The sequence below is a fragment of the Kocuria varians genome (assembly GCF_006539885.1).
In the GTDB taxonomy this organism is placed as follows: Bacteria; Actinomycetota; Actinomycetes; order Actinomycetales; family Micrococcaceae; genus Kocuria; species Kocuria varians.
The window spans coordinates 38,912-62,939 of record NZ_BJNW01000016.1 but is presented as its reverse complement, the minus strand read 5'-3'; the positions used below and the strand labels follow the sequence as shown (position 1 = coordinate 62,939).

At 71.6% G+C, this 24,028-nt stretch carries 20 protein-coding genes and 1 tRNA gene; 3 read left to right on the top strand and 18 right to left on the bottom strand.

Annotation, left to right across the window (positions count from 1 at the left end; genetic code table 11):
• Positions 1–132: 132 nt before the first annotated feature.
• From KVA01_RS09395 to KVA01_RS09330, 14 genes are all read right to left on the bottom strand, one after another.
• Positions 133–1,575, bottom strand: a complete 1,443-nt coding sequence (locus KVA01_RS09395; protein ID WP_174805722.1) for a sodium:solute symporter family protein — start codon at positions 1,573–1,575, stop codon at positions 133–135.
• The gene (locus KVA01_RS09390) at positions 1,572–2,009 is read right to left on the bottom strand and encodes a hypothetical protein (RefSeq protein ID WP_141269945.1); all 438 of its coding nucleotides are present in this window, start codon (positions 2,007–2,009) and stop codon (positions 1,572–1,574) included. The genes KVA01_RS09395 and KVA01_RS09390 overlap by 4 nt, the downstream gene beginning before the upstream one ends.
• Positions 2,002–3,279: a M20 family metallopeptidase gene (locus tag KVA01_RS09385; protein WP_141269943.1), complete on the bottom strand. Its 1,278-nt coding sequence runs from the start codon at positions 3,277–3,279 to the stop codon at positions 2,002–2,004. Before KVA01_RS09385 ends, KVA01_RS09390 begins: the two co-directional genes overlap by 8 nt.
• 157 nt (positions 3,280–3,436) lie before the next feature.
• Positions 3,437–4,657: an AI-2E family transporter gene (locus KVA01_RS09380; protein WP_141269941.1), complete on the bottom strand. Its 1,221-nt coding sequence runs from the start codon at positions 4,655–4,657 to the stop codon at positions 3,437–3,439.
• Between the two features lie 235 nt (positions 4,658–4,892).
• Positions 4,893–4,968, bottom strand: a tRNA-Asn gene (locus KVA01_RS09375).
• Positions 4,969–5,073: 105 nt separating this feature from the next.
• Positions 5,074–7,095: a DNA primase gene (dnaG, locus tag KVA01_RS09370; protein ID WP_141269939.1), complete on the bottom strand. Its 2,022-nt coding sequence runs from the start codon at positions 7,093–7,095 to the stop codon at positions 5,074–5,076.
• A 68-nt stretch (positions 7,096–7,163) separates the two neighbouring features.
• Complete coding sequence (locus tag KVA01_RS09365; RefSeq protein ID WP_068470883.1) at positions 7,164–8,483, bottom strand: deoxyguanosinetriphosphate triphosphohydrolase; 1,320 nt, start codon at positions 8,481–8,483, stop codon at positions 7,164–7,166.
• A gap of 5 nt (positions 8,484–8,488) precedes the next feature.
• Entirely contained in the window at positions 8,489–9,673 is a 1,185-nt protein-coding gene (gene dusB, locus KVA01_RS09360; protein ID WP_068470693.1) for a tRNA dihydrouridine synthase DusB, read from the bottom strand.
• 116 nt (positions 9,674–9,789) lie between these two features.
• Complete coding sequence (locus tag KVA01_RS09355) at positions 9,790–10,608, bottom strand: hypothetical protein (protein ID WP_141269937.1); 819 nt, start codon at positions 10,606–10,608, stop codon at positions 9,790–9,792.
• Positions 10,609–10,727: 119 nt separating this feature from the next.
• Positions 10,728–12,092: a galactokinase gene (locus KVA01_RS09350; protein WP_233438830.1), complete on the bottom strand. Its 1,365-nt coding sequence runs from the start codon at positions 12,090–12,092 to the stop codon at positions 10,728–10,730.
• A 78-nt stretch (positions 12,093–12,170) separates the two neighbouring features.
• A complete protein-coding gene (locus tag KVA01_RS09345) occupies positions 12,171–13,595 on the bottom strand; it encodes a sugar porter family MFS transporter (protein WP_141269935.1) in 1,425 nt (474 codons plus the stop codon).
• A gap of 161 nt (positions 13,596–13,756) precedes the next feature.
• Entirely contained in the window at positions 13,757–14,731 is a 975-nt protein-coding gene (locus KVA01_RS09340; RefSeq protein WP_141269933.1) for a GNAT family N-acetyltransferase, read from the bottom strand.
• 7 nt (positions 14,732–14,738) lie between these two features.
• Positions 14,739–16,121, bottom strand: a complete 1,383-nt coding sequence (locus KVA01_RS09335; protein WP_068470683.1) for a glycine--tRNA ligase — start codon at positions 16,119–16,121, stop codon at positions 14,739–14,741.
• 209 nt (positions 16,122–16,330) lie between these two features.
• On the bottom strand, positions 16,331–17,602 hold the full coding sequence (locus KVA01_RS09330) for an acyl-CoA dehydrogenase family protein (RefSeq protein WP_141269931.1): 1,272 nt from the start codon (positions 17,600–17,602) through the stop codon (positions 16,331–16,333).
• Between the two features lie 152 nt (positions 17,603–17,754).
• Between KVA01_RS09330 and KVA01_RS09325 the strand changes: the two genes are divergently transcribed.
• Entirely contained in the window at positions 17,755–18,327 is a 573-nt protein-coding gene (locus KVA01_RS09325) for a MarR family winged helix-turn-helix transcriptional regulator (protein WP_141269929.1), read from the top strand.
• Here KVA01_RS09325 and mmsB read toward each other — a convergent pair.
• Positions 18,324–19,268 carry a 3-hydroxyisobutyrate dehydrogenase gene (gene mmsB / locus KVA01_RS09320; protein ID WP_141269927.1) on the bottom strand — a complete coding sequence of 315 codons (945 nt, stop codon included), beginning with the start codon at positions 19,266–19,268 and terminating at the stop codon, positions 18,324–18,326. The two genes, KVA01_RS09325 and mmsB, sit on opposite strands and share 4 nt — an antisense overlap.
• A gap of 55 nt (positions 19,269–19,323) precedes the next feature.
• Positions 19,324–20,820, bottom strand: coding sequence for a CoA-acylating methylmalonate-semialdehyde dehydrogenase (locus KVA01_RS09315; RefSeq protein ID WP_141269925.1), 1,497 nt, complete (start codon positions 20,818–20,820; stop codon positions 19,324–19,326).
• Between the two features lie 148 nt (positions 20,821–20,968).
• On the opposite strand from KVA01_RS09315, the gene KVA01_RS09310 reads away from it, so the two are divergent.
• A complete protein-coding gene (locus KVA01_RS09310) occupies positions 20,969–21,205 on the top strand; it encodes an RNA-binding S4 domain-containing protein (RefSeq protein WP_068470676.1) in 237 nt (78 codons plus the stop codon).
• Between the two features lie 10 nt (positions 21,206–21,215).
• On the opposite strand, the gene KVA01_RS09305 is transcribed toward KVA01_RS09310, so the two are convergent.
• Positions 21,216–21,860 carry an alpha/beta hydrolase gene (locus tag KVA01_RS09305; RefSeq protein ID WP_068470880.1) on the bottom strand — a complete coding sequence of 215 codons (645 nt, stop codon included), beginning with the start codon at positions 21,858–21,860 and terminating at the stop codon, positions 21,216–21,218.
• An 80-nt stretch (positions 21,861–21,940) separates the two neighbouring features.
• On the opposite strand from KVA01_RS09305, the gene KVA01_RS09300 reads away from it, so the two are divergent.
• Positions 21,941–22,852 (top strand): SGNH/GDSL hydrolase family protein, encoded by a 912-nt coding sequence (locus KVA01_RS09300; RefSeq protein ID WP_082810445.1) that lies wholly within the window; start codon positions 21,941–21,943, stop codon positions 22,850–22,852.
• Positions 22,853–22,876: 24 nt separating this feature from the next.
• On the opposite strand, the gene metX is transcribed toward KVA01_RS09300, so the two are convergent.
• Complete coding sequence (gene metX / locus KVA01_RS09295; protein WP_141269923.1) at positions 22,877–24,028, bottom strand: homoserine O-acetyltransferase MetX; 1,152 nt, start codon at positions 24,026–24,028, stop codon at positions 22,877–22,879.

Below are 24,028 nucleotides of genomic sequence, written 5' to 3'. Positions count from 1 at the left end.
GTTCCCCGCACGAGGTGACGCACACCCCGGGCCCTGCCTTCTTTCGGCCGGGCCCGGGGCGCTCTGCTGCCGCACGACGTCGTGCTGGGCGCCGAGCGCGGCCACAGCATCCCGCGGGCGAACCGTCCACGCTCAGGCGCGGAGCAGCTCCCGCTCCTCCTCCCCCCGCAGGGGCGCCGGCTGTCCGGTGCGCACGCGCCGGAACACCTCGCACAGGACCACCACCACGATGTTCGCGGCAAGACCAATGATGCCCTCGCTGATGGCCCACGGCAGCGACCACCAGAAGGTGTAGCCGATCACGAGCGCGAGGCCCGTGAGCGCGCCGGCGAGGATCGACGACGCCGCGACCCGACGGCGCAGCAGCAGGGCCGGGGCGAGCTGGTCCATCCCGGAGAACGTGAGCAGCAGCAGGTTGGCCAGCAGGTCCGGCATGGCCACCGCGAGGCCGAGCGCCGCGGCCGTGGCCACCACCACGGTGATCTGCGTGGTGGCGAACTGCGCCTTCTCCGTGCGCGCGCGGACCAGGTTGCGGGAGACGAGGGTGCCGATCGCGATCAGCAGGGACGCCGAGGGCACCATGGCCGTGGCGATGCCGGCCACCGCCAGGACACCCATGAGCCACTCCGGGAAGACCCCGGAGGCCAGGGTGAGCAGGGAGCTGTCCGGATCCGCGCCGGGCCCCAGGATCACGAGCGCCACGTAGCCCACGACCAGGGGCATCACGATCAGCGTGTTGTAGAACGGCAGGAACAGGTAGTTCCGGCGCAGCACGGTGGAGCTGCGGGCGGAGAGCACCGGGGGCCAGTCGTTGGGCATGGTGATGAACGCGCAGCCGATGGCGCTGATGGCCATGTTGGAGATGTACCACGGGATCCCGTACTCCTGCGTCCCGTGGACCGAGAGCATCTGCGGCATCTGATCCTGCACGGTGTGGAAGACGTTCGTGAAGCCCCCGGTGTAGTGGATCGGCACGGCGATGCACACCACGAAGAGCATGAGGATCATCAGCACGTCCTTGAAGTACGCGGTGGTGGCCACCCCGCGCAGCCCGGACCACAGGACGAAGGCCACCACCAGGACGAATGCGATCACCATTGACCAGTTGCCCAGGGAGCCGTTGCCGGTCACGAGCTCCACGATCAGCCCAAGCCCGGTGATCTGCAGCTGCAGGTACGGCAGCAGGAAGACGACGCCGGCCACCGCCACCAGGATCCCCAGGAACCGCGAGTTGTAGACGTCCTGCAGGAAGTCCGCCTGGGTGAGGTGTCCTCGGGCGCGGGCGAGGCGCCAGATCTTGGGTCCGATGAAGTACATGGCGATGTAGCCCAGGGGCACGTACGGCATGGAGTAGAAGGACGCCGCGCCGCCGGAGACCACGAGGCCCGCGGTGCCCAGGAACGTGAAGGTGGTGAAGACCTCCCCGGCCTGCAGCAGCCACGTGGTGGTGGTGCCGAAGTTGTGCCCGCCCACGGTCCACTCCGCGAGGTCGCGGTCGGGGCTGCGCCTGCCCAGGAAGCCGAGGGCGGCGATCAGGAGGATGCCACCGAGGGTGACGACGACGATGGTGTTCACCGGGCCTCCTGCGGGTTGTGGGTGCTGGTCTCGTGGCCTGCGACGGCGGGGCCGACGCCGCGTGAGGCCGCCCGCGCCGCGGCGGGCCGCTCGTCCCCTACGCGGGAGGCGAGCAGGTCCAGGACCTCCTCGCGGTCCTGGTCCGTCCGCGTGAACTCCACGATGCACAGGAACCCGCAGATCAGCAGACTGCACGGGATGCAGGTCCACCACATGATCACGGGGATGCCCAGGACCAGGTGGGGGCCGTTCAGCGCGGGCAGCCACTGCAGCACGAATGCCGCGAGGAACGGGAACAGGCACACCGCCCACCACAGGGCCTTCCGCCCGGCGGGGATCCGGCGACGCCGCGGCACGATGGTCTGCGCCGCCGTGGGCGTGGACTCCCGCGAGCGGTCCGCGAGGCTCTGGTTGCTCTCGGGGGAATCAGTCACGGGACGCCAGCTCCTCCGCGGTGCGGACCAGACGGGCCCGCTGGACGGGGTCCGCGGCCATGTCCGCCGCGGTCCACGCGAGGCACAGGCCGCCCTCCCACATGGCCTGGTCGGCCGCCGGCAGTGCACAGTAGCGCTCGAACTCCGGCTCGTGGCACGTGGCGCCCTCCGCCTCCACGAGGATGGTGGGGTGGATCGCCGGAACCCGCAGCGAGACGTTGCCCATGTCCGTGGACCCGGCCGTCCGCCGTCGTTCGCTCATGGGCGCGTCCGTGAAGACACGGCCCAGGGACTCGGCGTTGGCGCGGTACGCGGCGACCATGGGGTCGTCATTGCGGAACTCGGAGAACGCGGGCCAGTCGTCGTGGACCTCCAGCGTGCAGCCGGTGGCCAGCGCGCCGGCCTCGAAGCAGCGGAGCAGACGTTCCTTGGCGCCGCCGGGGCCCTCGAGCTGGGCAACCGTGTCCGCGCGGGCGTCGTAGGCCAGGCGGGCGCGGTGCGGGACCACGTTGGGAGCGTCACCGGCGCTGCGTACGATGCCGTGCACGAGTTCACCGGGCTGCAGGTGCTGACGCAGCAGCCCGATGGCCACCTGCGCCACGGTGGCGGCGTCCCCCGCGTTGACGCCCTGGTGTGGCGCCTCGGCGGAGTGGGCCGGCTTGCCCGTGTACTCGATCTCCAGGTCCACGACAGCTCGCGTCACGTGGTCCGCGTTCTCCTCCTCGCCCGGGTGCAGCATCATGGCCGCGTGGACGCCGTCGAACACCCCCTGGTTCAGCATGAGGACCTTGCCGCCGCCGTACTCCTCGGCGGGGGTGCCGAAGACCTTCACGGTGAGGTCCAGCTCGTCCGCGACCGGGGCCAGGCTGATTCCCGCCAGCACGCCTGAGGCGGCAATGATGTTGTGTCCGCACGCGTGCCCCACGCCGGGCAGCGCGTCCATCTCCGCGCAGATGCCGACGACGAACGGTCCCGTCCCGTAGGACGCCACGAACGCTGTGTCCAGGTTCGCCACCCCGGTCTCCACACTGAAACCGTGCCGTTCAAGGACCGTGGTGAGCTTCGCGGCAGTGCGAGTCTCTTCGAAGGCGATCTCCGGGTCCGCGTGCACCGCGTGGCTCAGGTCCACGACGTCGTCGTGCACCTGCTCCGCGGCCTCACGGATGCGCTGCTTGACGCGCCTCAGCCGCTCGGCGCCCTGCCCGCCGGACGTGCCGCTGACCTGCGGAGGAACGATACCCACTCCCTCGGCCGGGGTCTGTTCCGTCACGGTGATCCTCCTCCACTACCTGTGATGCGGGTCTCACCACTAGTGGGTGGGGAAATTCCGGGCATCTTCACAGGCGAGCGGTTCACCAGGTGAGATGAGTGGGGTGATCGCGCGCCCCGGCGCGCGGCCATGCGGTGGGAGGGACGACGGTGCTGGGTCAGGCCTGCGCGGCCGGTGCCGCCTCGTCATCCTCTGCGGGCAACTTGCCCGGGGCGCCGTCGCGCATGTCCCGGAAGGTCTTGAAGCTGGCCCAGACCACCGCTGTGAGGGGAACCGCCAGCAGCGCGCCGGCCACCCCGCCCTCGTGTGCGCCGATGGCCAGGGCCGCGATGATCACAATGCCGTGCAGGCCCAGTGCGGTGCCCATGACCTTGGGCTGGAGGATGTGGTGCTCGACCTGGTTCACGAGGATCACCACGACGACCAGCACGATCGAGGCGACCGGCCCGGCCGCCACCAGCGCCACCAGCGCGGCCGCCAGCCCGGTGACCAGGGCTCCGACGATGGGGATGAAGGCGCCCAGGAAGATCAGGGCAGCCAGGGGGAAGGCCAGCGGCACCCGCATGACGAGCATCGTGATCAGGTCGCACACAGCTGCGAAAGCCGCGATGACCACGGTGCCCCGGATGTACCTGCCCAGCACGTGCACGGAGGCGCGCCCGGCCTGGTTGGCCCGCTCCCTCAGCCGCTCCGGCAGGAACCCCACCAGGAAACCGGCCATGCGTTCTCCGTCCAGCAGGAAGAAGAACAGCATCACAATCATCAGCAGCGCACCGGTGAGGATCTCCGTGACCACGGAGACACCGGACAGTGCGCTGGACTCTGCACCACTGTTCTTGAGGAACTCGGTGGCCTGGGTGAAGTACTCGTTCAGGTGGGTGTTGTCCAGCGGGATGCCCCAGCCGGTGAGGATCTCCACCAGCTTGTTCACGCCCTCCTGGGTCTTCTGCGCGAGGTCGGACCACTCGTTGCGCACCGTCAGCGCGATGCCGAACAGCACGGCGCCCAGTCCCACCAGGATGCCCAGCAGACCGGTGATCGCCGACCAGATGCGGTTGAAACCGGCCCGCCTACGGAGGAACCGCATGATCGGGTGCATGGCCGACGCGATGATGACGGCCAGGAGCAGCGGCAGCACCACGATCTTCAGCGTTGCGGCCAGCCACACGACCAGCCCGATCGCCACTGCCAGGATCAGCGTCTGCAGCACCCGGATGGCGGACCGGCCGTAGGGGTCGTGCCACATCTGCCGCGGCGTGGGAGCGGGGGCCGGTGCCTGCGGCGCTGGGGACTGTGGTTCCGGGCTCTGCTGCACGGCGGTGGCGCCGCGTCCGGAGGCGGCGGCCTGTGGTGAAGAGGTTGACTCGAAGTCGGTCATCGCGGAAGTCCTTGGGCCAGGAGATCAGGGGTGGTGTGACGGCGCAGGATCCGTTGCATATGACCGGAACCTCCCGCGGTCGCGCACTCACACCCTAGACGCGGGAGGGCGGACGCACACCACCGCTCCGTCACAGGGCCACGAGGCCACAGGGGATCTGGCACGGCCGAACCGGTCCGGGCGGAAGAGGGCACGCAAAAGGCCCCCTCCCCTTCCGGGGAGGAGGCCTCCGTGGTGGCTCCCCCGACTGGACTCGAACCAGTAACCCTTCGATTAACAGTCGAATGCTCTGCCAATTGAGCTACGGGGGAATGCACGTGTTGCTCAGCAACGAGACGATACTTTACAGCCCCCTCCGGGCTTCCTCAAATCGCCCGGCCACGCGGCTCCGCGCCCCAGCGGCTCCGGCGGCGGGGTCACACTCCCATGAGGCTGCGCCGCTGCAGTTCCAGGTCCAGCAGCTCGCGGTTGAGCCGCTGGTAGAGGTCGGGTTCGCGCTGGGCGTTGAGCCGGTTGAGGTGCGCGAGCTTGTCCGACTTCTCCCGGTTGATGTGCATCTCCACGAGCGAGGTCAGCACCCCCACGGCATAGTTGCGCATCTGCTGCTCGGTGGCCGCGGGCAGCGGTGTCACGGACAGCTGCGCCAGGTAGCCGTGCAGCGGTTCGGGCAGGTGGTTCCGCACGGCCTCCAGCCAGGCCCGCCCGCCCTGGACCTGTTCTCCGAGCTCCGCGCGGGCTGCCACCACGGCGTCGTGCATGACCTGGTGGACCCGGTAGGTCATGCCCGCGGACTCGAAGTGGCCCCAGTACGGGTGCGGCACGAGGTCCGGGACCTGCAGCACCACTTCCAGGGCCTCCCGCTCCATGCGGGACACGGGTTCCCGGGGATCGGGCAGCTCCACGGGACGGGGTCCCTGCGACTCCTCCGGGGATCCGCCGCGGTCACCGGGCGCGCCCTGCGAGCCGCGCGGTTCACCGCCCCCGGCCCCGCGCCCGGGCTCCTGCCCCCGCTGCCGGGACCGGGCTCCGTCGGCCCCGGGACCAGGAGAACCGGGACCTGTAGAACCGGAACCGGCAGGACCGGGACCGGCGTGCCCCGAGCCGGCGCGCTGCGCGGTCTTCGCCGCCGCGCTCACCGCGCGCATCACCTCGTCCGTCTCGATCCCGAGCCACCCGGAGAGCTCCCGCGCGTAGGCGGGGCGCAGGGAGGGGTCGCGGATCTGCGCGACGATGGGCGCGCACGCGCGCATGGCGCGCAGCCGCCCCTCGAGGCTGTCGACGTCGTACTCCTTGATCGTGGCCCGCAGCGCGAACTCGAACAGGGGGGTGCGCGTGTCCACGAGGTCGCGCACGGCCACGTCCCCGCGCGCCAGGCGGAGCTCGCACGGGTCCATCCCGTGGGGCTCCACGGCCACGTAGGTCTGGGCCACGAAGCGCTGGTCCTCCTGGAAGGCGCGCAGCGCGGCCTTCTGCCCGGCGGCGTCGCCGTCGAAGGTGAAGACCACCTCCCCGCCGGCGGAGTCGTCGGAGAGGAAGCGGCGCACGATTTTGATGTGCTCCGCACCGAACGCCGTGCCGCACGTGGCCACCGCGGTGGTGACGCCGGCCAGGTGGCAGGCCATGACGTCCGTGTAGCCCTCCACCACGACCACCTGCTTGGACTTGGCGATGGGCCGCTTGGCGAGGTCGATGCCGTAGAGCACTTGGGACTTCTTGTAGAGCTGCGTCTCGGGGGTGTTGAGGTACTTGGGGCCCTGGTCGTCGTCGTAGAGCTTGCGCGCCCCGAAGCCGATGACCTCCCCGGCCACCGCGCGGATGGGCCAGATCAGGCGGCCACGGAACCGGTCGTAGAGCCCGCGGTTGCCCTCCGAGAACATGCCCGTGAGCTTGAGCTCCTGGTCCGTGAAACCGTGGTTGCGCAGGTGCTGCAGCAGGTGGGACCAGCCCTGCGGCGCGTAGCCCACGCCGTACGTGCGCGCGGCCTCCTGGTCGAAGCCCCGCTCCCCCAGGAACTTCTGGGCGGCGGCGGCCTGGCGCGTGTAGAGGTTGCGCTGGAAGAACTCGGCGGCCACCTTGTGGGCGTCCAGCAGGCGCTGGCGGCGGCCCACCTCCTCGCGGTTGGGTGCCCCGCCCTGCTCGTAGTGCAGCTCGTAGCCGATGCGCGCCGCGAGCCGCTCGACCGTCTCCGTGAACGGCGTGTGGTCCATCTCCATGAGGAACGCGATGACGTCCCCGGACTCGTCGCAGCCGAAGCAGTGGTACGTGCCCATCTGCGGCCTGACGTGGAAGGACGGCGAGCGTTCGTCGTGGAACGGGCACAGTCCCTTGTACGATCCGATGCCCGCGGGCTTGAGGGTCACGTACTGCTCGACGACCTCGCGGATGTCCGTGCGCGCGCGAACCTCGTCGATGTCTTCACGCTTGATCAGTCCGGCCACTCGGCCAGTTTAGGCAACGCGTCAAACCCGCCCGACGCCGCTCGGGCGGGTGTGCAGGGCGCTCCCCCTCACCAGAGCGGCTTGTCCCCCGTGCGCCAGTTCGCCCCCAGGATGCGGTCGTGCAGGGCCACGGCGGAGCGGTCCGTGAGGCACGCGATCTGGTCCACGACCAGTCGCAGCCGCGCGGCCTCCGCACCGGGACCGTCCCCGATCCCTCGCCAGTCCGCGGCGAACTCGGGTGCGAGGAAGCGTCCGTCCGTCTGCATCAGGGCCTCCACCAGGATGGTGAGAATCTCGTGCTGGTTGTCGTAGAGGGGCAGGGCGTCGCGCACCGTCATGACGAACGCGGTGGCGATGCCCTTGAGCACGGCGATCTCCAGCTCGGTCTCCCACGGCACCACGAGCGAGGCCCGGTAGCGGGTGAGGCGGTCGTCCCCCGCGATCTCCCGGGTGGCCTCCACCGCGGACATCGCGAAGCGGCCAATCAGCTGGCTCGTCATGTTCTTCAGGCGGGCGAGGTCCGCGCGCGTGCCGTCCATGTGGGGCACCCAGGCGCTCGTGGCCTCGAGCCGGGACAGGGCGGCGTCGAGCTCGGTCTCCGTGGCCTCCGGGACGTACCAGCTGCGCGCACACTCGACCACGCGGGCGCGCTGGCGCGTGTCCGCGAGCGCCTCCAGGTGCAGGGCGTGGGCGGCCACGGCGTCCTCGACGTCGTGCACGCTGTAGGAGATGTCGTCCGCGAGGTCCATGACCTGGGCCTCCAGGCACTTGCGGCCCTGCACCGCGCCCTCGCGGAACCACTCGAACACGGGGAGGTCGTCCTCGTACGCGCCGAACTTCCGGTTAGGGCGCCCGTCCGGGCGGGGCGGGGCGTCCGCGGCGGACCACGGGTACTTGCAGGTGGCGTCGAGCGTGGCGCGGGTGAGGTTCAGCCCGGCCGGCTCCCCCTGCGGGGTGAGGATCTTGGGTTCCAGGCGCACGAGCAGCCGCAGCGTCTGGGCGTTGCCCTCGAAGCCGCCGATCCCCCGGGTCAGCTGCGCGAGCACCGTCTCCCCGTTGTGGCCGAACGGCGGGTGGCCGAGGTCGTGGGACAGGCACGCGGCGTCCACGACGTCCGGGTCGCAGCCCAGCGCCTTGCCGAGCTCCCGCCCGATCTGGGCGACCTCCAGCGAGTGGGTGAGGCGGTTGCGCACGAAGTCGTCGCTCTGCGGCGAGACCACCTGGGTCTTCGCGGCGAGCCGGCGCAGCGCGGAGCTGTGCAGCACCCGGGCGCGGTCGCGCTCGAAGTGGCTGCGGTGGCGGTTGTGGTGGTCCTCGGTGACGAAGCGCTCGGTGTCCGAGGGCTCGTAGCCGGGAGACAGGATGCCCAGGCGGTCGGGGGTGTGCAGCGTGATCAGCCTCCGGAGACGTCGAGTTCGGCGGCCACGAGACCCAGGCGCTCGGCGTCGCCGAGGATCCTGGAGTCCAGCCAGCCGTCCGGCAGGTGCGGTTTCTTGGGCGAGCCCGCACGCCCGCGCGGCCCCTCGACGTCCGCACCCGGGTACGGGGCGTCCAGGTCCAGCTGGTCGAGCAGCTCGCGCAGCGCCGCAAGGTCCGGGACCTGCGCCATCTTCGCGCGCAGCTCCCCGCCCACGGGGTAGCCCTTGAAGTACCAGGACACGTGCTTGCGGATCTCGCGGCAGCCCTTGGCCTCGTCCCCGAACTCCTCCGCGAGCAGCTCCGCGTGCCGGTAGACCGTGTCCGCGACCTTGCGCACGCCCGGCCGGAACCGGCGCGGGCTGCCCTCGAACGCGGCCTGCAGGTCGCCGAACAGCCACGGGCGGCCCTGGCAGCCGCGGCCCACGACGACGCCGTCCACTCCCGTGTGCTCCACCATGGCCACGGCGTCCTCGGCGGAGAAGATGTCCCCGTTGCCGAGCACGGGGATGTCCGGCAGGGCCTCCCGCAGCCGGGCGATGGCGTCCCAGTTCGCGGTGCCCGAGTAGTGCTGCTCCAGGGTGCGCCCGTGCAGGGCCACCGCGGCCACGCCCTCGTCGCGCGCCATGCGCCCGGCGTCCAGGTAGGTCTGGTGCTCGTCGTCGATGCCGATGCGCATCTTCACCGTCACCGGAATCTCCCCCGCCTCGCGCACGGCGGTGCTCACGATCGCGCGGAACAGGTCCGTCTTCCACGGCAGGGCGGAGCCCCCGCCGCGCTTGGTGACCTTGGGCACGGGGCAGCCGAAGTTCAGGTCGATGTGGTCCGCGCGGTCCTCCTCCGCGACCATCCGCACCGCCCTGCCCACGTTCACGGCGTCCACCCCGTAGATCTGGATGGAGCGCGGGGTCTCGTCCGGGTCGTGGTGGATGATCCGCAGGGACTCAGGGCGGCGCTCCACCAGGGCACGCGCGGTGACCATCTCGGTCACGTACAGCCCCCCGCCGTACTCGCGGCACAGCGTGCGGAAGGACTTGTTGGTCACCCCGGCCATGGGTGCCAGCACCACGGGGACGTCCACGGTCAGCAGGCCCAGGTGCAGCGGTTTCAGGTTCAGCACGGCCGGTTCGCGGTCCGTGGTCTCAGACGTGTCGGTGCTCATCGCCTGACATTGTCTCACTTGCGCGCAACCGGCTTCCGCCCCGGGGACGAGCGACCGACGACGACGCCGCGCGGCCCGGTCCCACGGCCGGCGGCACCGCGGTGCCCGCCGCCCCGTCAGACCAGAGCGTCCCCGGCTCGTCCGTTCCCGGAGGCCGCAATCTGCTCGAGACGCACCGCGAGCTTGAACGCGCGGACCTGCTCGTCCCGGCGGCCCAGCGTCTTGCACACCGCCCCCAGCTCCCGCAGGCACGCGACCCACTCGTCCGTGTGGGCCTCCGGGTCCGGCAGCGACGAGTACAGGCTCGACGCCCGCGTGAGCGCATGCGCCGCCTCGCGCCACGCCATGGCCTCCTCCGCCAGGCGGGCGAGCCCCCGCCAGCACAGGATCTGCCCGGCGACGTCCCGGCGGCGTTCGCAGCCCGCCAGCACGGCCTCGTAGTGCTCGGTGGCGATCTTCCGACGTCCCGCCGCCTGCGCCGCGGTGGCCAGGTGAGAGGTCCAGCGCAGGTCCTCGCGGGTCACAAACACGGGGCCGTCCCCCGCACCGGCCGACCGCGCGGGATCCACGCCGGCGGCGTCGGCCCCCTCGCGGAACACCCGGTAGGCGTCCCACGGGCGGCCCTCCGCGAGCAGCACGTCCCCGAGCTCCTCCAGGCACCGCACCCGCCCACCCACGGTCTGCGCGGTGCGCGGGGCCCGGCGGTACTGCACCTCGCCGGTGCGGTAGTGGTGCTCGGCCGCGGAGAGGTTGCCGGCGTCGCGCTCCAGGTCCCCCAGGGCCGACGCCGCCTCCCCGGCCGCCGCCCACGCCTCGCCCAGGCGGGCCACCCGCAGGGCGTCCGCGAAGGCCTCCCGCGCGGCGGCATCGTTGCCCCGCTTCTGGGCCGCGCGCCCCCGCTTCAGGTGACGGGCTGAGGTGTGCGCTGCGAACATGGGGCCTCCCGGGCGGTCGTGCTCATCCGGTGCGACCGGAGCGGCGTCTGACGGTTATTCTCTCGCACGAGTCTCGCCCGGGCACGTCCGCACGGCAATTGCAGACCGGTGCGGGCCGCTCAGACGATCCGGCGTCCCGCCGGTGAGGGGGTGAGGGTCAGGAACAGCGGGTCACGGAAGCCGCGAGCGCCGAAGCGTTCGCACACGGAGGCTGCGAGCGCGTCCACGTCCTCAGTGCGGGCGAGGGCCAGGACGGAGCCTCCGAAGCCGCCGCCCACGACCTTGGCACCGAGGGCGCCGGCGTCGAGGCATCCGGTCACGGCGGCGTCGAGCTCGGGGACCGAGACCCGGCAGTCCAGGCGCATGGACTCGTGGCCGGCCACGAGCAGACGGCCCACGAGCCGCCAGTCCGGGTCCGCGGAGCCCAGCTCGTCCGCGATCTGCACCGAGCGCACCATCTCCGTGAGCGAGTGCCGCAGCCGCAGCCGGACGCCCTCCGGGTCACCGTCCAGCGGTGCGCCCGCCGCCACGAGGGCGTCGAAGCGCGCGAGGGTGGCAGCGGCGTCGTCGTCACCGGGGTGCGGAGGCAGGGCGTCACGCAGCCGGGCGACGCCGAGGACCGCCGCGGCCGCCTCGCACTCCGCACGGCGCGAGCTGTACTGGCCGTCCGCGAGGCGGTGGGGCGCGCGGGTGTCCACGGCGAGCCAGGTGAGTCCGGCGGCGGCGGGATCGGCGGGCAGGCTCACGACGTCGAAGTCGCGGCAGTCCAGGGCCAGCGTCTCCCCCTGCTGCGAGCGCAGGGAGGCCGTCTGGTCCAGGCCGCCGGTGTTGGCTCCCACGATGTAGTTCTCCGCGTCCATGCACGCGCGGGCCAGGGCGCGGCGCAGGCGGTCGTCCGGGTGGTCCTCGCCGGTGCTCAGCGAGAAGAGCGCGAGCGCCACGGAGCACTCGAGCGCGGCGGAGGAGGCGAGACCGGCGCCGATGGGCACCGTGGAGTCCACCATGAGATCAGCACCGAATCCCGGCGCGAGCGCGAGCTCCGGGACCGCCACGGGATGGGCCGAGCGGCCCGTGGCCACCCGGTTCATTCCCCACGCGACCCCGGCCGCGTAGCCGAACCAGCCGCTGGTCCCGCCGGGGGCCACCTCCGCCACGGGCACGGCGCGCAGCCGCGCGTCCGCGACGGACTCGTCCGTGTCCTGCAGGGAGTGGGCGCGCAGCATCCCGTCCGTGCGCGGGGCGGCGGCCGTCAGCGTGACGTACTGGTGGGCGAAGGGCAGGCACATGCCGCCCGAGAAGTCGATGTACTCCCCCATGAGGTTCGCGCGCCCGGGGGCCGCCCAGACCCCCACCGGCGGTCGTCCGAAGGCCCGCTCGAACCGCTCGCTCAGCAGCCGTGCGCGCTCGGCGACGTCCGGCTGCGTCACCCACTGCGGGCACGCGCGCTCCTGCGGTGCGGGGGCGACGCTGGGTTCACAGGACACGGACGGGTTCCTCACGTGAGCGGATCGGGGACGGGGCAGGGCGCGGTGCACGGCCGCGGTGCGACACACCATTGTCCACTACCCGCAGCGAAAGTGCTGTTCGAGTTCCTCAAGGGTCCGGTCCCTGGTCTCGGGGGCCACCCGCCTCACCCAGACGATGGCCACGAGCTGCAGGGCCACGAAGATCAGCACCGTGAACCCCGCGCCCAGCGCCTGGGTGAGCAGCGGGAAGCTCAGCCCCACCACGAACGTCATCATCCACAGCAGCCACGCGCACGCCCCCATGCCCACGCCGCGCACGGACAGCGGGAAGATCTCGGACATGTACAGCCACGTGACCGTTCCCACGCAGCACTGCTCGAAGCCCACGAACACCACGATGCAGGCGAGCACGAGCCACGGCCGCGCCGGGTTCCCGTCGGGCAGCAGCAGGTAGACCAGGGCGAAGGCCGTCAACGACGACGCCGTGCCGGCCAGTCCCGTGAGCAGCATCCGGCGCCTGCCCACGCGGCGCAGCAGGTGCATGGCCAGTGCCACCGCGGCGACCCCCACGAGGCCGGGCACGATGTTGGCGTAGAACGCACCGTTGCCCCCGAAGCCGGTGTCCTGCAGCACGCTCACGCCGTAGTACTGGATCGCGTTGATCCCGGAGATCTGGTTGATCACCGCCATGGACGCACCCAGCACGAAGATCCGCCGGATCCAGGGCACGCGCACGAGGTCCGTGAGCCTGCCGGCGGGCCGGGCGGCGTCCTGCGCGGCGAGTTCCAGGACGGTGCGCGCCTCGGTCTCGCTGTAGGCGTCCTCCCGGATGCGGTGCAGCACCCGGACCATCTCCTCGCCGCGGCCGTGGCGGGCCAGCCAGCGCGGGGACTCGGGCACCACGACCATCCCCATCCACAGCGCGATGGCCGGCAGTGTGGCCAGCACGAGCATGTACCGCCACACGTGGGGGACGTCCCCGAACGCCGTCGCCAGCCCCGCGTTGCACACGAACGCGAGCGCCTGCCCGCCCACGAGCATCAGCTCGTTCTGGGCGACCAGCCGGCCCCGCAGGTGCGCCGGGGCCAGCTCTGCGAGGAACACGGGCACGATCACGGAGGAGGCTCCCACGGCCAGGCCCAGCACGGCGCGCGCCACCACGAGCGCGGTCACGGTGGGTGCCGCCGCGCAGCCCACGGTCGCGAGCACGAAGACGACGGCGAGCACCAGCAGCGTCCGACGCCGCCCCACCCGGTCCGCGAGCCGGCCGCCGAACGCCGCTCCCCAGGCCGCCCCGAACGGCAGGATCGAGGCGACGAGGCCCTCCAGGAACGGGGTGAGCCGCAGGTCGGAGACCAGGGAGGGCAGCGCACCGTTGATCACGCCGGTGTCGTAGCCGAACAGCAGCCCGCCGCACGTGGCCACCGTGGCGATCAGCCGCAGCCGTCCGCTCATGGGCTGGGCGGCGGCGGGTGCGGCATTCTGGGCGTCCTCGCGGGAGCGCACCGGGGATGCGGGCATCGGGGTCCTTTCGTCCGTGGCCGTCCGGCCACGGTCCTCACCTGCGACCCTCGCTTCTGGCCGGTCACCACGGAAAGGGGCCGCGCCGGAACGGGTCGGGGTTCTGAGCACGCGAGAGCCCTCCCGCCGCGTGCGTGGTGAGAGGGCTCTCGCGGGAAGTGCTAGTCCAGGACCAGCGTCTCGGTCTCGGTGACCACCCGGGCCACACCGGCGTCCAGGAGGTTGTCCACCACGGTCACGAGCGGGCCCATGGAGTCGTCCACCTCGATCTCCACCGGGTAGTCGCTCACGAGCAGCGCCAGCAGGGTCTCCAGGGCGGCACCCGTCTGGGCCTCCGTGGCACCGGCGGCACCGGGCACGTAGCCCAGCAGCACGTCCGCGACCTCGTTGGGCATGGGCTCGTCGTGCGGGTTGGCCGGGTCGAAGGGCCGGTAGCTCACGGCAAAGGCCGCGATCTCGCCCTGTGAGCCCTGCCCGCCCTCCGCCGTGACACCCCGGCGCAGCACCACGGCGCCGTAGGCTCCGGCGGTGTCCGAGAGGAACTGCTTGTTCACGGCACCGATGCTCACGTCCCCCACGGGGTCCCACGCGTGCACCGCACGGTAGAAGGCCTCCACGGCACGCGTGAGCTCGACCGATCCCGTGGCGAGGTCCCCCACGGACTCGGCGTCCGAGCCGTCCGGGTTCGTGGGCAGGGTGGGCAGCGGCAGGGCGCCGGCGTCCACGCGGACCACGCGCGAGCGCATGGCCTCCACGAGGCCGAGGGAGCGGGCGAAGCCCTCCCCCGTGGACTCGGGGGTCACGCGGGTGCGCAGGGCGCTCGCGCCCGCCCCGCCCTCGGACGCGGCCGCACGCAGCCGGGACACCAGTTCCCGGCCGATGCCCTCGTGCCGGTGGTCCGGGGCGACTTCCACGTACAGCCACAGCCGCTGCGGGTGCCACACGGAGGCGTAGCAGACCCCGGCGGCGACCGGGACGTCGTCGTCGGTGGCCACGAGCGTCACGGCGAAGCCGCTCTGGTCCTGCGCACCGAGCCGGGCGCGGAACGCCTGGGCGGGTGCGGAGTCGGCGTCGGGCCACAGCTCGAGCAGGCGGAGGTCGTCGTCCTCCTGCCAGGGGCGGTAGTCGATGCTCATGCGGCTCCTACTTCTCCAGGCGCTCGGCCAGGTACTGCTGCACGCGGTCCAGGCCCACGCGCTCCTGGGTCATCTCGTCCCGGGAGCGGATGGTTACCGCCTGGTCCTCCAGGGTGTCGAAGTCCACGGTGATGCAGAACGGCGTGCCGATCTCGTCCTGGCGGCGGTAGCGGCGCCCGATGGCCCCGGCGTCGTCGTAGTCGATGTTCCAGCGGCGGCGCAGCTCGGCGTCCAGGTTCTGCGCGGCGGGGCGCAGGTCCTCCTTCTTGGACAGCGGCAGCACCGCGGCCTTGACCGGCGCGAGACGCGGGTCCAGGCGCAGCACGGTGCGGGTGTCCACGCCGCCCTTGGTGTTGGGCGCCTCGTCCTCCACGTACGCGTCCACCAGGAACGCCATCATGGAGCGGGTCAGGCCGAAGGACGGCTCGATCACGTACGGGGTGTAGCGCTCGCCGGAGGCCTGGTCGAAGTACTGCATCTTGGTGCCGGAGGCCTCGGTGTGGTTGGACAGGTCGAAGTCCGTGCGGTTGGCCACGCCCATCAGCTCGCCCCACTCGGAGCCCTGGAAGCCGAAGCGGTACTCAATGTCGATGGTGCCGTCCGAGTAGTGCGCGCGGTCGTCCTCGGGGACGTCGAAGCGGCGCATGTTGTCCGGGTTCACGCCCAGGTCCACGAACCAGTTCCAGCACGCCTCGACCCACTCGTCGAAGTACTTCTTCGCCTCGTCCGGGTGGATGAAGTACTCGATCTCCATCTGCTCGAACTCGCGGGTGCGGAAGATGAAGTTGCCCGGGGTGATCTCGTTGCGGAACGCCTTGCCGATCTGCCCGATGCCGAACGGCGGCTTCTTCCGCGCGGCGGTCACCACGTTGAGGAAGTTCACGAAGATCCCCTGGGCGGTCTCCGGGCGCAGGAAGTGCTTGCCCTCCTCGTTGTCCACGGGGCCCAGGAAGGTCTTCATCAGGCCGGAGAACTGCTGCGGCTCGGTCCACTTGCCGTCCTGGCCCGTCTCCGGGTCCTTGACGTCCGCCAGCCCGTTCACCGGGGGGTGGCCGTGCTTGGCCTCGTACGCCTCCAGCAGGTGGTCCGCGCGGTAGCGCTTGTGCGTGTGCAGGGACTCGACCAGAGGATCGGTGAACGTCTCCACGTGCCCCGAGGCCTGCCACACCGCGGACGGCAGGATGATCGAGGAGTCCAGGCCCACCATGTCCGCCCGGCCGCGCACGAAGGTCTGCCACCACTCGCGCTTGATGTTCTCCTTCAGCTCCGCACCCAGGGGCCCGTAGTCCCACGCGGAGCGCGAACCGCCGTAGATCTCACCCGCCTGGAACACGAAGCCCCGGCGCTTGGCCAGGGAGATGACATTGTCCAGGGTGGATTTGGGTGCCATGCGGTCTCACATCCGTTTCTCGCGCGGCCTCGCCGTGCACGCGCGTGGGGAATCGGTCTGGGGTGTGCTCCCCCTGGGCACGGGAGAGCGAGTCAGGGACAAGCGTAGCGAGGTGCTCTGGCGCTCGCCTAACCACGGACCGCAGGCTCGTGGGGCGTGGGCTCCGGGGCCGACGACGCCGCGTGGCGGCGTCGTCGGCGTGCCGCACCTCAGGAGACGAACGCCGAGATGCCCGTGAGGGCGCGGGCCACGATGAGCGAGTTGATGTGGTAGCTGCCCTCGTAGGTGTGGATGGCCTCGATGTCCGCCATGATCTTGGCGATCCCGTGGTCACTGAGCAGGCCGTTGCCGCCGAGGGCGTCCCTGGCCTGGGCGGCGGAGTGCCGGGCCAGGCGGGTGGCCGTGGACTTGGCGAGCGCGGCGTGCATCATCTCCATCTCCCCGGCGTCCTGCACGCGCGTCACCTGTGCCATCAGCCCGGCACTCGCCGCGAGGTTGCCCGCGACCTCCGCGAGCACCTGCTGCACCAGCTGGAAGCTCGCGATCGGCCGGCCGAACTGGACGCGGGTCAGCGTGTACTCGCGCAGGATGTCGAAGACGGCCTGCTGTGCACCCACGGCCTGCCACCCGACCCACGCCCGGGAGTCCCTGAGCAGGTCCTTGGTGGCCCCGAAGTCCGCAGCCCCCGGCAGCAGCGCATCCGCGGGCAGGCGCAGGTCCGTGAGCTCCACGTCCGCGTTCTGCATGATCCGCAGCCCGATCTTGTGCTCGATCTTGGTGGCGGAGTACCCCGGCAGGGAGGTGTCCACGGCAAAGCACTTGATCCGGCCGTCGGCGGTGTCCCGCGCCCAGACGAGGGCGAGGTCCGCGACCGTGCCCAGGCCGATCCAGCGCTTGGAGCCGTTGAGCACCCAGCCGTCCGCGTCACGGGTGGCGGTCGTGGAGAGTCCCCCGGCGATGTCCGAACCGTGCTCGGGCTCAGTGAGACAGAACGCGCCCAGCTGCGTCAGCTGCGTGAGACCGGGCAGCCACGTGCGCTTCTGCTCCTCCGAGCCGAAGGCCGTGAGCGTGCCCACGATCAGCTCGTTGTGGATGCCGAGCAGTGCTGAGAGGGAGAGATCCGCCCGGGCGATCTGCGCGTGCACGAGGTTCTGGAACAGCCGGGAGGAGCCGTCCAGGGCGAGCCGCCCCAGACCGAGCTCCGCGAGCCCCGGCAACAGTTCCACGGGAAGCTCCTCGCGGTTCCACGCCTCCGTGCTGCCGGGGCGCACCACGGACAGCAGGTGCTCCTGGATGGCGCGCAGCCGCTCCCGCTCGGGGGCGGGGAGGTCGTGCTCGAGGTGCAGGAGGTCGGCATCGGGAAGGGCACGGGCGACGTTCTCCGGGCCCACGGGCGGCTGGGCCAGGGACTCGGGCGGTTGCGCCGGGGACTCGGAGGGAACGTCGGGGGCGGTGCGCGGGGATGCTGCGGTCACGGTCATGATCCTGGTCCTCGGGGTAGTGGGCAGGTCGATAGTGGTACGTCCGACCATACCGGAGGAATGCATTTTGTGGTGTCCTGGATCACACTCGATGGACTGGCCCGCGCTTCCCTCCGCCACGGCCGGCAGACGCCGCCCCGTAGAATGCGGCCATGCCACAGCACGAGCCGCTCCCCCGTGACCCCATTGCCGACGCCCGGCGCAACTGGGAGCGCGAGGGCTGGACGCAGGCCGCGGGGCCCATGGCCGCGGTGGCCTCGATCATGCGGGCGCAGCAGTTGCTGCTCGCACAGGCCGACCGGATCCTCAGGCCGTTCAAGCTCACCTTCTCCCGCTACGAGGTGCTGGCCCTGCTGAGCTTCACCCGGGAGCACAGGATGCTCATGAAGAAGGCGAGCGCCCTGCTGCAGGTGCACCCCACGTCCATCACCAACGCCGTGGACCGGCTGGAGCACGCGGGACTGGTGCGCCGCGAGCCGGTCAGCTCGGACCGCCGCGCCGTGAACGTGGTGCTCACGCCGGAGGGGCTCGACGTGGTGGCACGGGCCACCCGCGCACTGAACGAGGAGGAGGAGCTGTTCCTCGCCACGGGCTTCGAGGAGCAGGAGGTCGAGGCGGTCGTGGCCGCGCTGAGCGGTTTCCGGGCGCGCTCCGGGGACTTCGCCCCTCCCGGGGACCGGCCCGACACCGCTCACGAGAACCATCCCCGCGAGCCCTCGCGCTAACCCTCCCCGGAACTCTTCCTGGACGCTTCCCTCAGGGTCGTGATGATCCCGGAGAAGTCCGTGCCCGCCTGGCCGTCCTTCACGAACTGCGCGTAGAGCTCCGCCGCCAGCCGCCCCATGGGCGCCTCCGTGCCAGTCTCGTCCAGGGCGGTGGCCGCGAGGGTGAGGTCCTTGGACATCAGCGCCCCGGCGAATCCCGGTTCGTAGTCGTTGTTGGCCGGGCTCGTGGGCACCGGGCCGGGCACCGGGCAGTTGGTGGTCAGGGCCCAGCACTGGCCGGAGGCGTGGGAAACGACGTCGTACATCGCCTGGTGCTCCAGCCCCAGTCTCTCGGCGAGCACGAACGCCTCGCTGACCGCCACCATGGACACGCCCAGGATCATGTTGTTGCAGATCTTGGCGGCCTGGCCCATGCCGTTGCCGCCGCAGTGCACCACGCGCCCGCCCATGATCTCCAGCAGGGGCCGCACTCGCTCGAACACCTCCGGCTCCGCGCCCATCATGAACGCGAGCGTCCCCGCGGTGGCACCCACCACTCCGCCGGAGACGGGGGCGTCCGCCGCGGTGAAACCCGCCGCGTGGGCGAGCTGCGCCACCTCCTGCGCCTCGGAGATGTTGATGGTGGAGCAGTCCAGGAACGTGGCACCGACGGGGGCCGCGGCGAGCAGACCCTCGGCGCCGTCGACCCCCTCGTAGGCCTCCTTCACGAACACGCCCGCCGGGAACATGGTGAGCACCACGTCCGCGGAGCGCACCGCCTCCTGCGCGGAGCCGGCCACCTCCAGCCCTGCCTCGCGCGCGGCGTCGCACGCCTCCGGCACGACGTCGTAGCCGGTGACCCGGACCCCGGCCTTCACGAGGTTCAGGGCCATCGGCCCGCCCATGTGGCCCAGGCCCAGGAAGGCGACGGCGGGAAGCTGCTGGCTGGTGGTCTCGGTCATGACGGTCCTCGTTCCGGGGGTGGCGGTGGTGGTGGCAGCGACGACGCCGCGCGGCTCAGCTGCCCGCGGGCATCACGAAGCTCGCGCCCTCTTTAGCCCCGGAGGGCCAGCGCGTGGTGACGGTCTTGGTCTTGGTGTAGAACTTCAGCCCGTCCGTGCCGTGCTGGTTGAGGTCCCCGAAGCCCGAGGCCTTCCAGCCGCCGAAGGTGTAGTAGGCGATCGGCACGGGGATGGGGACGTTCACGCCCACCATGCCCACGTCCACGCGGGTCGTGAAGTCGCGGGCGGTGTCCCCGTCCCGGGTGAAGATGGCCACGCCGTTGCCGAACTCGTGCTCGCTGGGCAGGCGCAGGGCCTCCTCGTAGTCCGCGGCGCGGGCGATGCACAGCACCGGGCCGAAGATCTCCTCGCGGTAGATGCTCATGTCGGTGGTGACGTGGTCGAACAGGGTGGCCCCCACCCAGAAGCCGTCCGGGTACCCGTCCACCGTGGCACCGCGGCCGTCCACCACGAGCTCCGCGCCCTCCTCGACGCCCGCGGCGATGTACGACTCAATGCGGTCCTTCGCCTGCGCACTGACCACCGGCCCGAAGTCCGAGGTCTCCTCCAGCGAGGGCCCCAGAGTGAGCCCGGCGATTCGCTCCTCGAGCAGCCGCCGCAGGGTGTTCGCGGTGGCCTCCCCCACGGGCACCGCCACGGAGATGGCCATGCACCGCTCACCGGCCGAGCCGAAGGCGGCACCGATCAGGGCGTCCGCGGCCTGCTCGAGGTCCGCGTCCGGCATGATCACCATGTGGTTCTTGGCGCCGCCGAAGCACTGCGCCCGCTTGTTGTGCGCTGCCGCCGCACTATAGATGGACTGGGCGATGGGCGTGGAGCCCACGAACCCGATGGCGCGCACCCGCGGGTCCTCGATCAGCGCGTCCACCGCAGTCTTGTCCCCGTGGACCACGTTCAGCGTGCCCGCGGGCATCCCGGCCTCCAGGGCCAGCTCCGCGAGCCGCACGGGAACGGAGGGGTCCCGCTCGGAGGGCTTGAGCACGAAGGTGTTGCCCGCGGCGAGCGCGATGCCGGTCTTCCACAGCGGGATCATGGCCGGGAAGTTGAACGGGGTGATCCCTGCAACCACGCCCAGGGGCTGGCGCAGGGTGTGCACGTCGATACCCGTTCCGGCGCCGGTGGAGAACTCACCCTTGAGCAGGTGCGGGGCACCGGCCGCGAACTCCACCACCTCGATGCCGCGCTGGATGTCGCCCTTCGCGTCCGGGAAGGTCTTGCCGTGCTCGTTGGACAGCAGGGTGGCCAGCTCGTCCATGTTCTCGTTGATGAGGTCCACCCACTTCAGCAGGATCCGGGCGCGGCGCTGGGCGTTGAGCCCGGACCACTCGGGGAAGGCGCGCTCCGCGGCGGTCACGGCCTCCGAGACCTCCTCCGCCGTGGCCAGGGGCACCTGGGCACTGACCGTCCCCTGCACCGGGTTGTAGACGTCCTGGGTCCGCCCTGAGCCGCCCTCGACCCTGCGACCGGCAACGAAGTGGGGAACGAGGGTCATGACTGCTCCTGGGGCTCGGGTGTGATGCACGTCTCCCCGAACGTATCCGCACATCGTTGGACGTGCAACTACTTTCGCGCACGACGCCGCCCTGTCACCCGTCCGCCCCGCCGCGCCTTCGCCTCGGAGCGCCTGAGACAATGGGGGCATGAGTGATGAGACGTACGAAGAGCTGCCGATCCGCGACGACATGATCCGCCTGGGTCAGGCCCTGAAGCTGGCCAACCTCGCGGAGGACGGGCACGACGCCAAGACCCTCGTGTCCGAGGGCCGCGTGCTGGTCAACGGCGCGGTGGAGACCCGCCGGGGTGCGCAGCTGCACCCGGGGGACACCGTGGGGGTCGAGGGCTCGGAGCTGCCGGGAGTGCGCCTAGTCGCAGAGTGAGCGAGCGGGCTCAGCCCACGAGCGCCCGCAGGTACTCCCCCACGTGGCCGATCTCCTGCGGTGAGACCCCGTGGCCCACGCCGCGGTACTGCACCTTGGTCACGTCCGCGTGCTCCTGGGCCCACTCGGCGGTGAGATCCACGAGGGCCGGTGGGATCACAGGGTCCTCGGGGTCACGGCCCCAGAACATCCGCAGCGGCTGCTCGCGCAGGGCGGCGTCGTGGAAGAAGTCGGCCTGGGCGTCGTCGGCGGGGACCGGCACCACGAACCCGGACAGGCCCACCACGGCGTCCACGAGCTCGGGGGCGTGACGCGCGATCGTCGTGGCCACGGCCATGCCCTGGGAGAAGCCGAGCAGGATGACGTGCGTGTGCAGCTGGGACTCCTCACGCAGCCACGGCAGCACGCCCTGCGCGGCGGCCACCACGGCGTCGGTCGTGAAGCCCAGCTCCTGGGACAGCGGGAACCACTGGAAGCCCATCCCGGCCCGTTCGGGTGCCCGCACGGAGGCGTAGCTGAACTCCGGCGGCAGGCTCTGGGCCAGGGACATCAGGTCCTGCTCGTGCGAGCCGTAGCCGTGGAAGAGGACCACCAGGGGTGTGGCGGCGCGGTCCTCGGGCTCGTTGTTCCAGATGACGTGGGGAGAAGGCTGCATGCCCCCCATGGTGGCACGGAGCGCGCACGGTGCACGAGCCCGGCTCGATTCCACGGGCCTCGCGTGCTAGAACACCGTGTATGCATGAGAGCCCCTCGCACCAGACCACTCCCCCCGAGTCCGCGGTCGGCCCCGCCGTCGAGTCCGCGGCCGACACCGCCTCCGAAGACGCCTCCCCCGCGATCCACCCGTGGCACCGCATGGTGTCCATCGGCGACTCCTTCACCGAGGGGGTCGGGGACCCGGACGACTCCGTCCCCGGCGGCTTCCGCGGCTGGGCGGACCGCATGGCGGAGGAGCTCGCCCGCACCACGGAGGACTTCGCGTACGCCAACCTCGCGGTGCGCGGGCGGCTGTTCCAGCCCATCGTGGACGAGCAGCTCGAACCCGCGCTCGCGCTGCACCCGGACCTCGTGACCATCAGCGCCGGCGGCAACGACATGCTGCGCCCCGGTGCGGACCCGGACGACATCGCCGCCCGTCTGGACACCGTCATCACGCAGATCGCCGAGACCGGAGCCACCGTGGTCATGTTCGACGGCCCAGACATCGGCAACACCCCCGTGCTGCGCAGCATCCGCGGGCGCGTGGCCATCTGGAACGAGAACGTGCGCGTGGTCGCGGCCCGGCACGACGGCGTGATGGTGGACCTGTGGGGTCTGCACCAGCTGGGCGATCCCGCCATGTGGGCGCCGGACCGGCTGCACTTCTCTCCGCTGGGCCACCAGCTCATCGCCTGCGAGGCCCTGGACTCCCTCGGCATTGCGCACGGGCTCGTCCCCGGCGAGCTCACGCCGCGCCCCACCCGCACGTGGCGTCAGGCGCGCGGCGAGGACCTCGTGTGGGCCCGCAAGTACTTCGTCCCCTGGGTGGGCCGCCGCATCCGCCGCCGCAGCTCCGGCGACAACATCACCGCCAAGCGCCCCGAGTTCGGCCGCCCCACGATCCCCGGCGCCGGCGAGGACGTCCCGGTGGACCCGCAGGGCGCCTGAGCGACTCGGCTGCCCGGACCCGGGTCAGTCCCGCAGCACCGTCCGGTGCAGCAGCCTGCCCACCTGGGGGGTCTCGATGAGGAACCCGTCGTGGCCGCTGGGCGAGGTGATCATGTGCAGCTCCTGCTCGCCCGGCAGCGCGGCGACCAGTTCAGCTGACTCGGACGGGTAGAACAGCCGGTCCGAGTCCACCGCGGCCACGAGCCACTCACAGCGCGTGCGCGCGAGGGCGGTGCGGAGGTCCCCGCGGCCGCGGGCGACGTCGTGCGACATCAGGGTCTCGTTGACGCTGAGGTACGAGTTCGCGTCGAAGCGCTCCACGATCTTGGAGGCCTGGTGGTCCAGGTAGCTCTCCACCGTGTAGCGCCCACGCCCTGCCTCCTTCGCGTACTCGGGGTCCTCGCGGCCCTGGGGCGCCCGGCCGAAGCGGGTCTGCAGCTCCGGGGCGCTGCGGTAGGTGATGTGGGCGATCCGCCGCGCGAGCCCGAGCCCTGCCTCCGGGTAGGGCCCGCCGTAGTAGTCGCCGCCGCGGAAGCACGGGTCCTGCCGGATGGCGAGCGTCTGGGCCTGGCCCCACGCGAGCTGCTCGGCGCCCACGCGCGCGTTCGCCGCGATCACGGCGCACGCCTCCACCCGCTCGGGACAGGTCACGGCCCACTCCAGGGCGCGGACACCGCCCATCGAGCCGCCGACGACGAGCCGCCAGGCCCGCACGCCCAGCACGTCCGCGAGACGCGCCTCCGCGGCCACGGTGTCCCGCACGGTGATGCGCGGGAAGCGCGAGCCCCACGGGGCACCGTCCCTGGCGGGGCTCGCGGGGCCCGTGCTGCCGAAGCAGCCGCCCAGGATGTTCGCGCACACCACGAAGTACTTCTCCGTGTCGATCGCCGCGCCCGGTCCCACGAGACCGTCCCACCAGCCGTCCGCGGCCGCCGGGTCGAAGACGTCCTCCGGGGTGTGCTCCGCGGCCGTCCCGCGCGTGACGTGCGAGTCCCCGGTCAGGGCGTGCTCCACCAGCACGGCATTGGAGCCGTCCGCGTTCAGCTCACCCCACGTCTCGAACGCCAGTCGGACGCCCGGCAGCAGCACCCCCGACTCCAGGACCAGGTCTCCCACGTCCGCCCAGCGCACGACGCCGTCCCGGTGGGCGGTCCTCGCTCCCTCCACGACGGTCAT

Excerpts from the sequence above, each read along its gene's own strand:
- KVA01_RS09380 (WP_141269941.1), bottom strand. The coding sequence starts at position 4,657 with ATGACCGACTTCGAGTCAACCTCTTCACCACAGGCCGCCGCCTCCGGA.
- dusB (WP_068470693.1), bottom strand. The coding sequence starts at position 9,673 with ATGAGCACCGACACGTCTGAGACCACGGACCGCGAACCGGCCGTGCTG.
- KVA01_RS09355 (WP_141269937.1), bottom strand. The coding sequence starts at position 10,608 with ATGTTCGCAGCGCACACCTCAGCCCGTCACCTGAAGCGGGGGCGCGCG.
- KVA01_RS09345 (WP_141269935.1), bottom strand. The coding sequence starts at position 13,595 with ATGCCCGCATCCCCGGTGCGCTCCCGCGAGGACGCCCAGAATGCCGCA.
- KVA01_RS09340 (WP_141269933.1), bottom strand. The coding sequence starts at position 14,731 with ATGAGCATCGACTACCGCCCCTGGCAGGAGGACGACGACCTCCGCCTG.
- KVA01_RS09335 (WP_068470683.1), bottom strand. The coding sequence starts at position 16,121 with ATGGCACCCAAATCCACCCTGGACAATGTCATCTCCCTGGCCAAGCGC.
- KVA01_RS09330 (WP_141269931.1), bottom strand. The coding sequence starts at position 17,602 with ATGACCGTGACCGCAGCATCCCCGCGCACCGCCCCCGACGTTCCCTCC.
- KVA01_RS09325 (WP_141269929.1), top strand. The coding sequence starts at position 17,755 with ATGCCACAGCACGAGCCGCTCCCCCGTGACCCCATTGCCGACGCCCGG.
- mmsB (WP_141269927.1), bottom strand. The coding sequence starts at position 19,268 with ATGACCGAGACCACCAGCCAGCAGCTTCCCGCCGTCGCCTTCCTGGGC.
- KVA01_RS09315 (WP_141269925.1), bottom strand. The coding sequence starts at position 20,820 with ATGACCCTCGTTCCCCACTTCGTTGCCGGTCGCAGGGTCGAGGGCGGC.
- KVA01_RS09310 (WP_068470676.1), top strand. The coding sequence starts at position 20,969 with ATGAGTGATGAGACGTACGAAGAGCTGCCGATCCGCGACGACATGATC.
- KVA01_RS09305 (WP_068470880.1), bottom strand. The coding sequence starts at position 21,860 with ATGCAGCCTTCTCCCCACGTCATCTGGAACAACGAGCCCGAGGACCGC.
- KVA01_RS09300 (WP_082810445.1), top strand. The coding sequence starts at position 21,941 with ATGCATGAGAGCCCCTCGCACCAGACCACTCCCCCCGAGTCCGCGGTC.
- metX (WP_141269923.1), bottom strand. The coding sequence starts at position 24,028 with ATGACCGTCGTGGAGGGAGCGAGGACCGCCCACCGGGACGGCGTCGTG.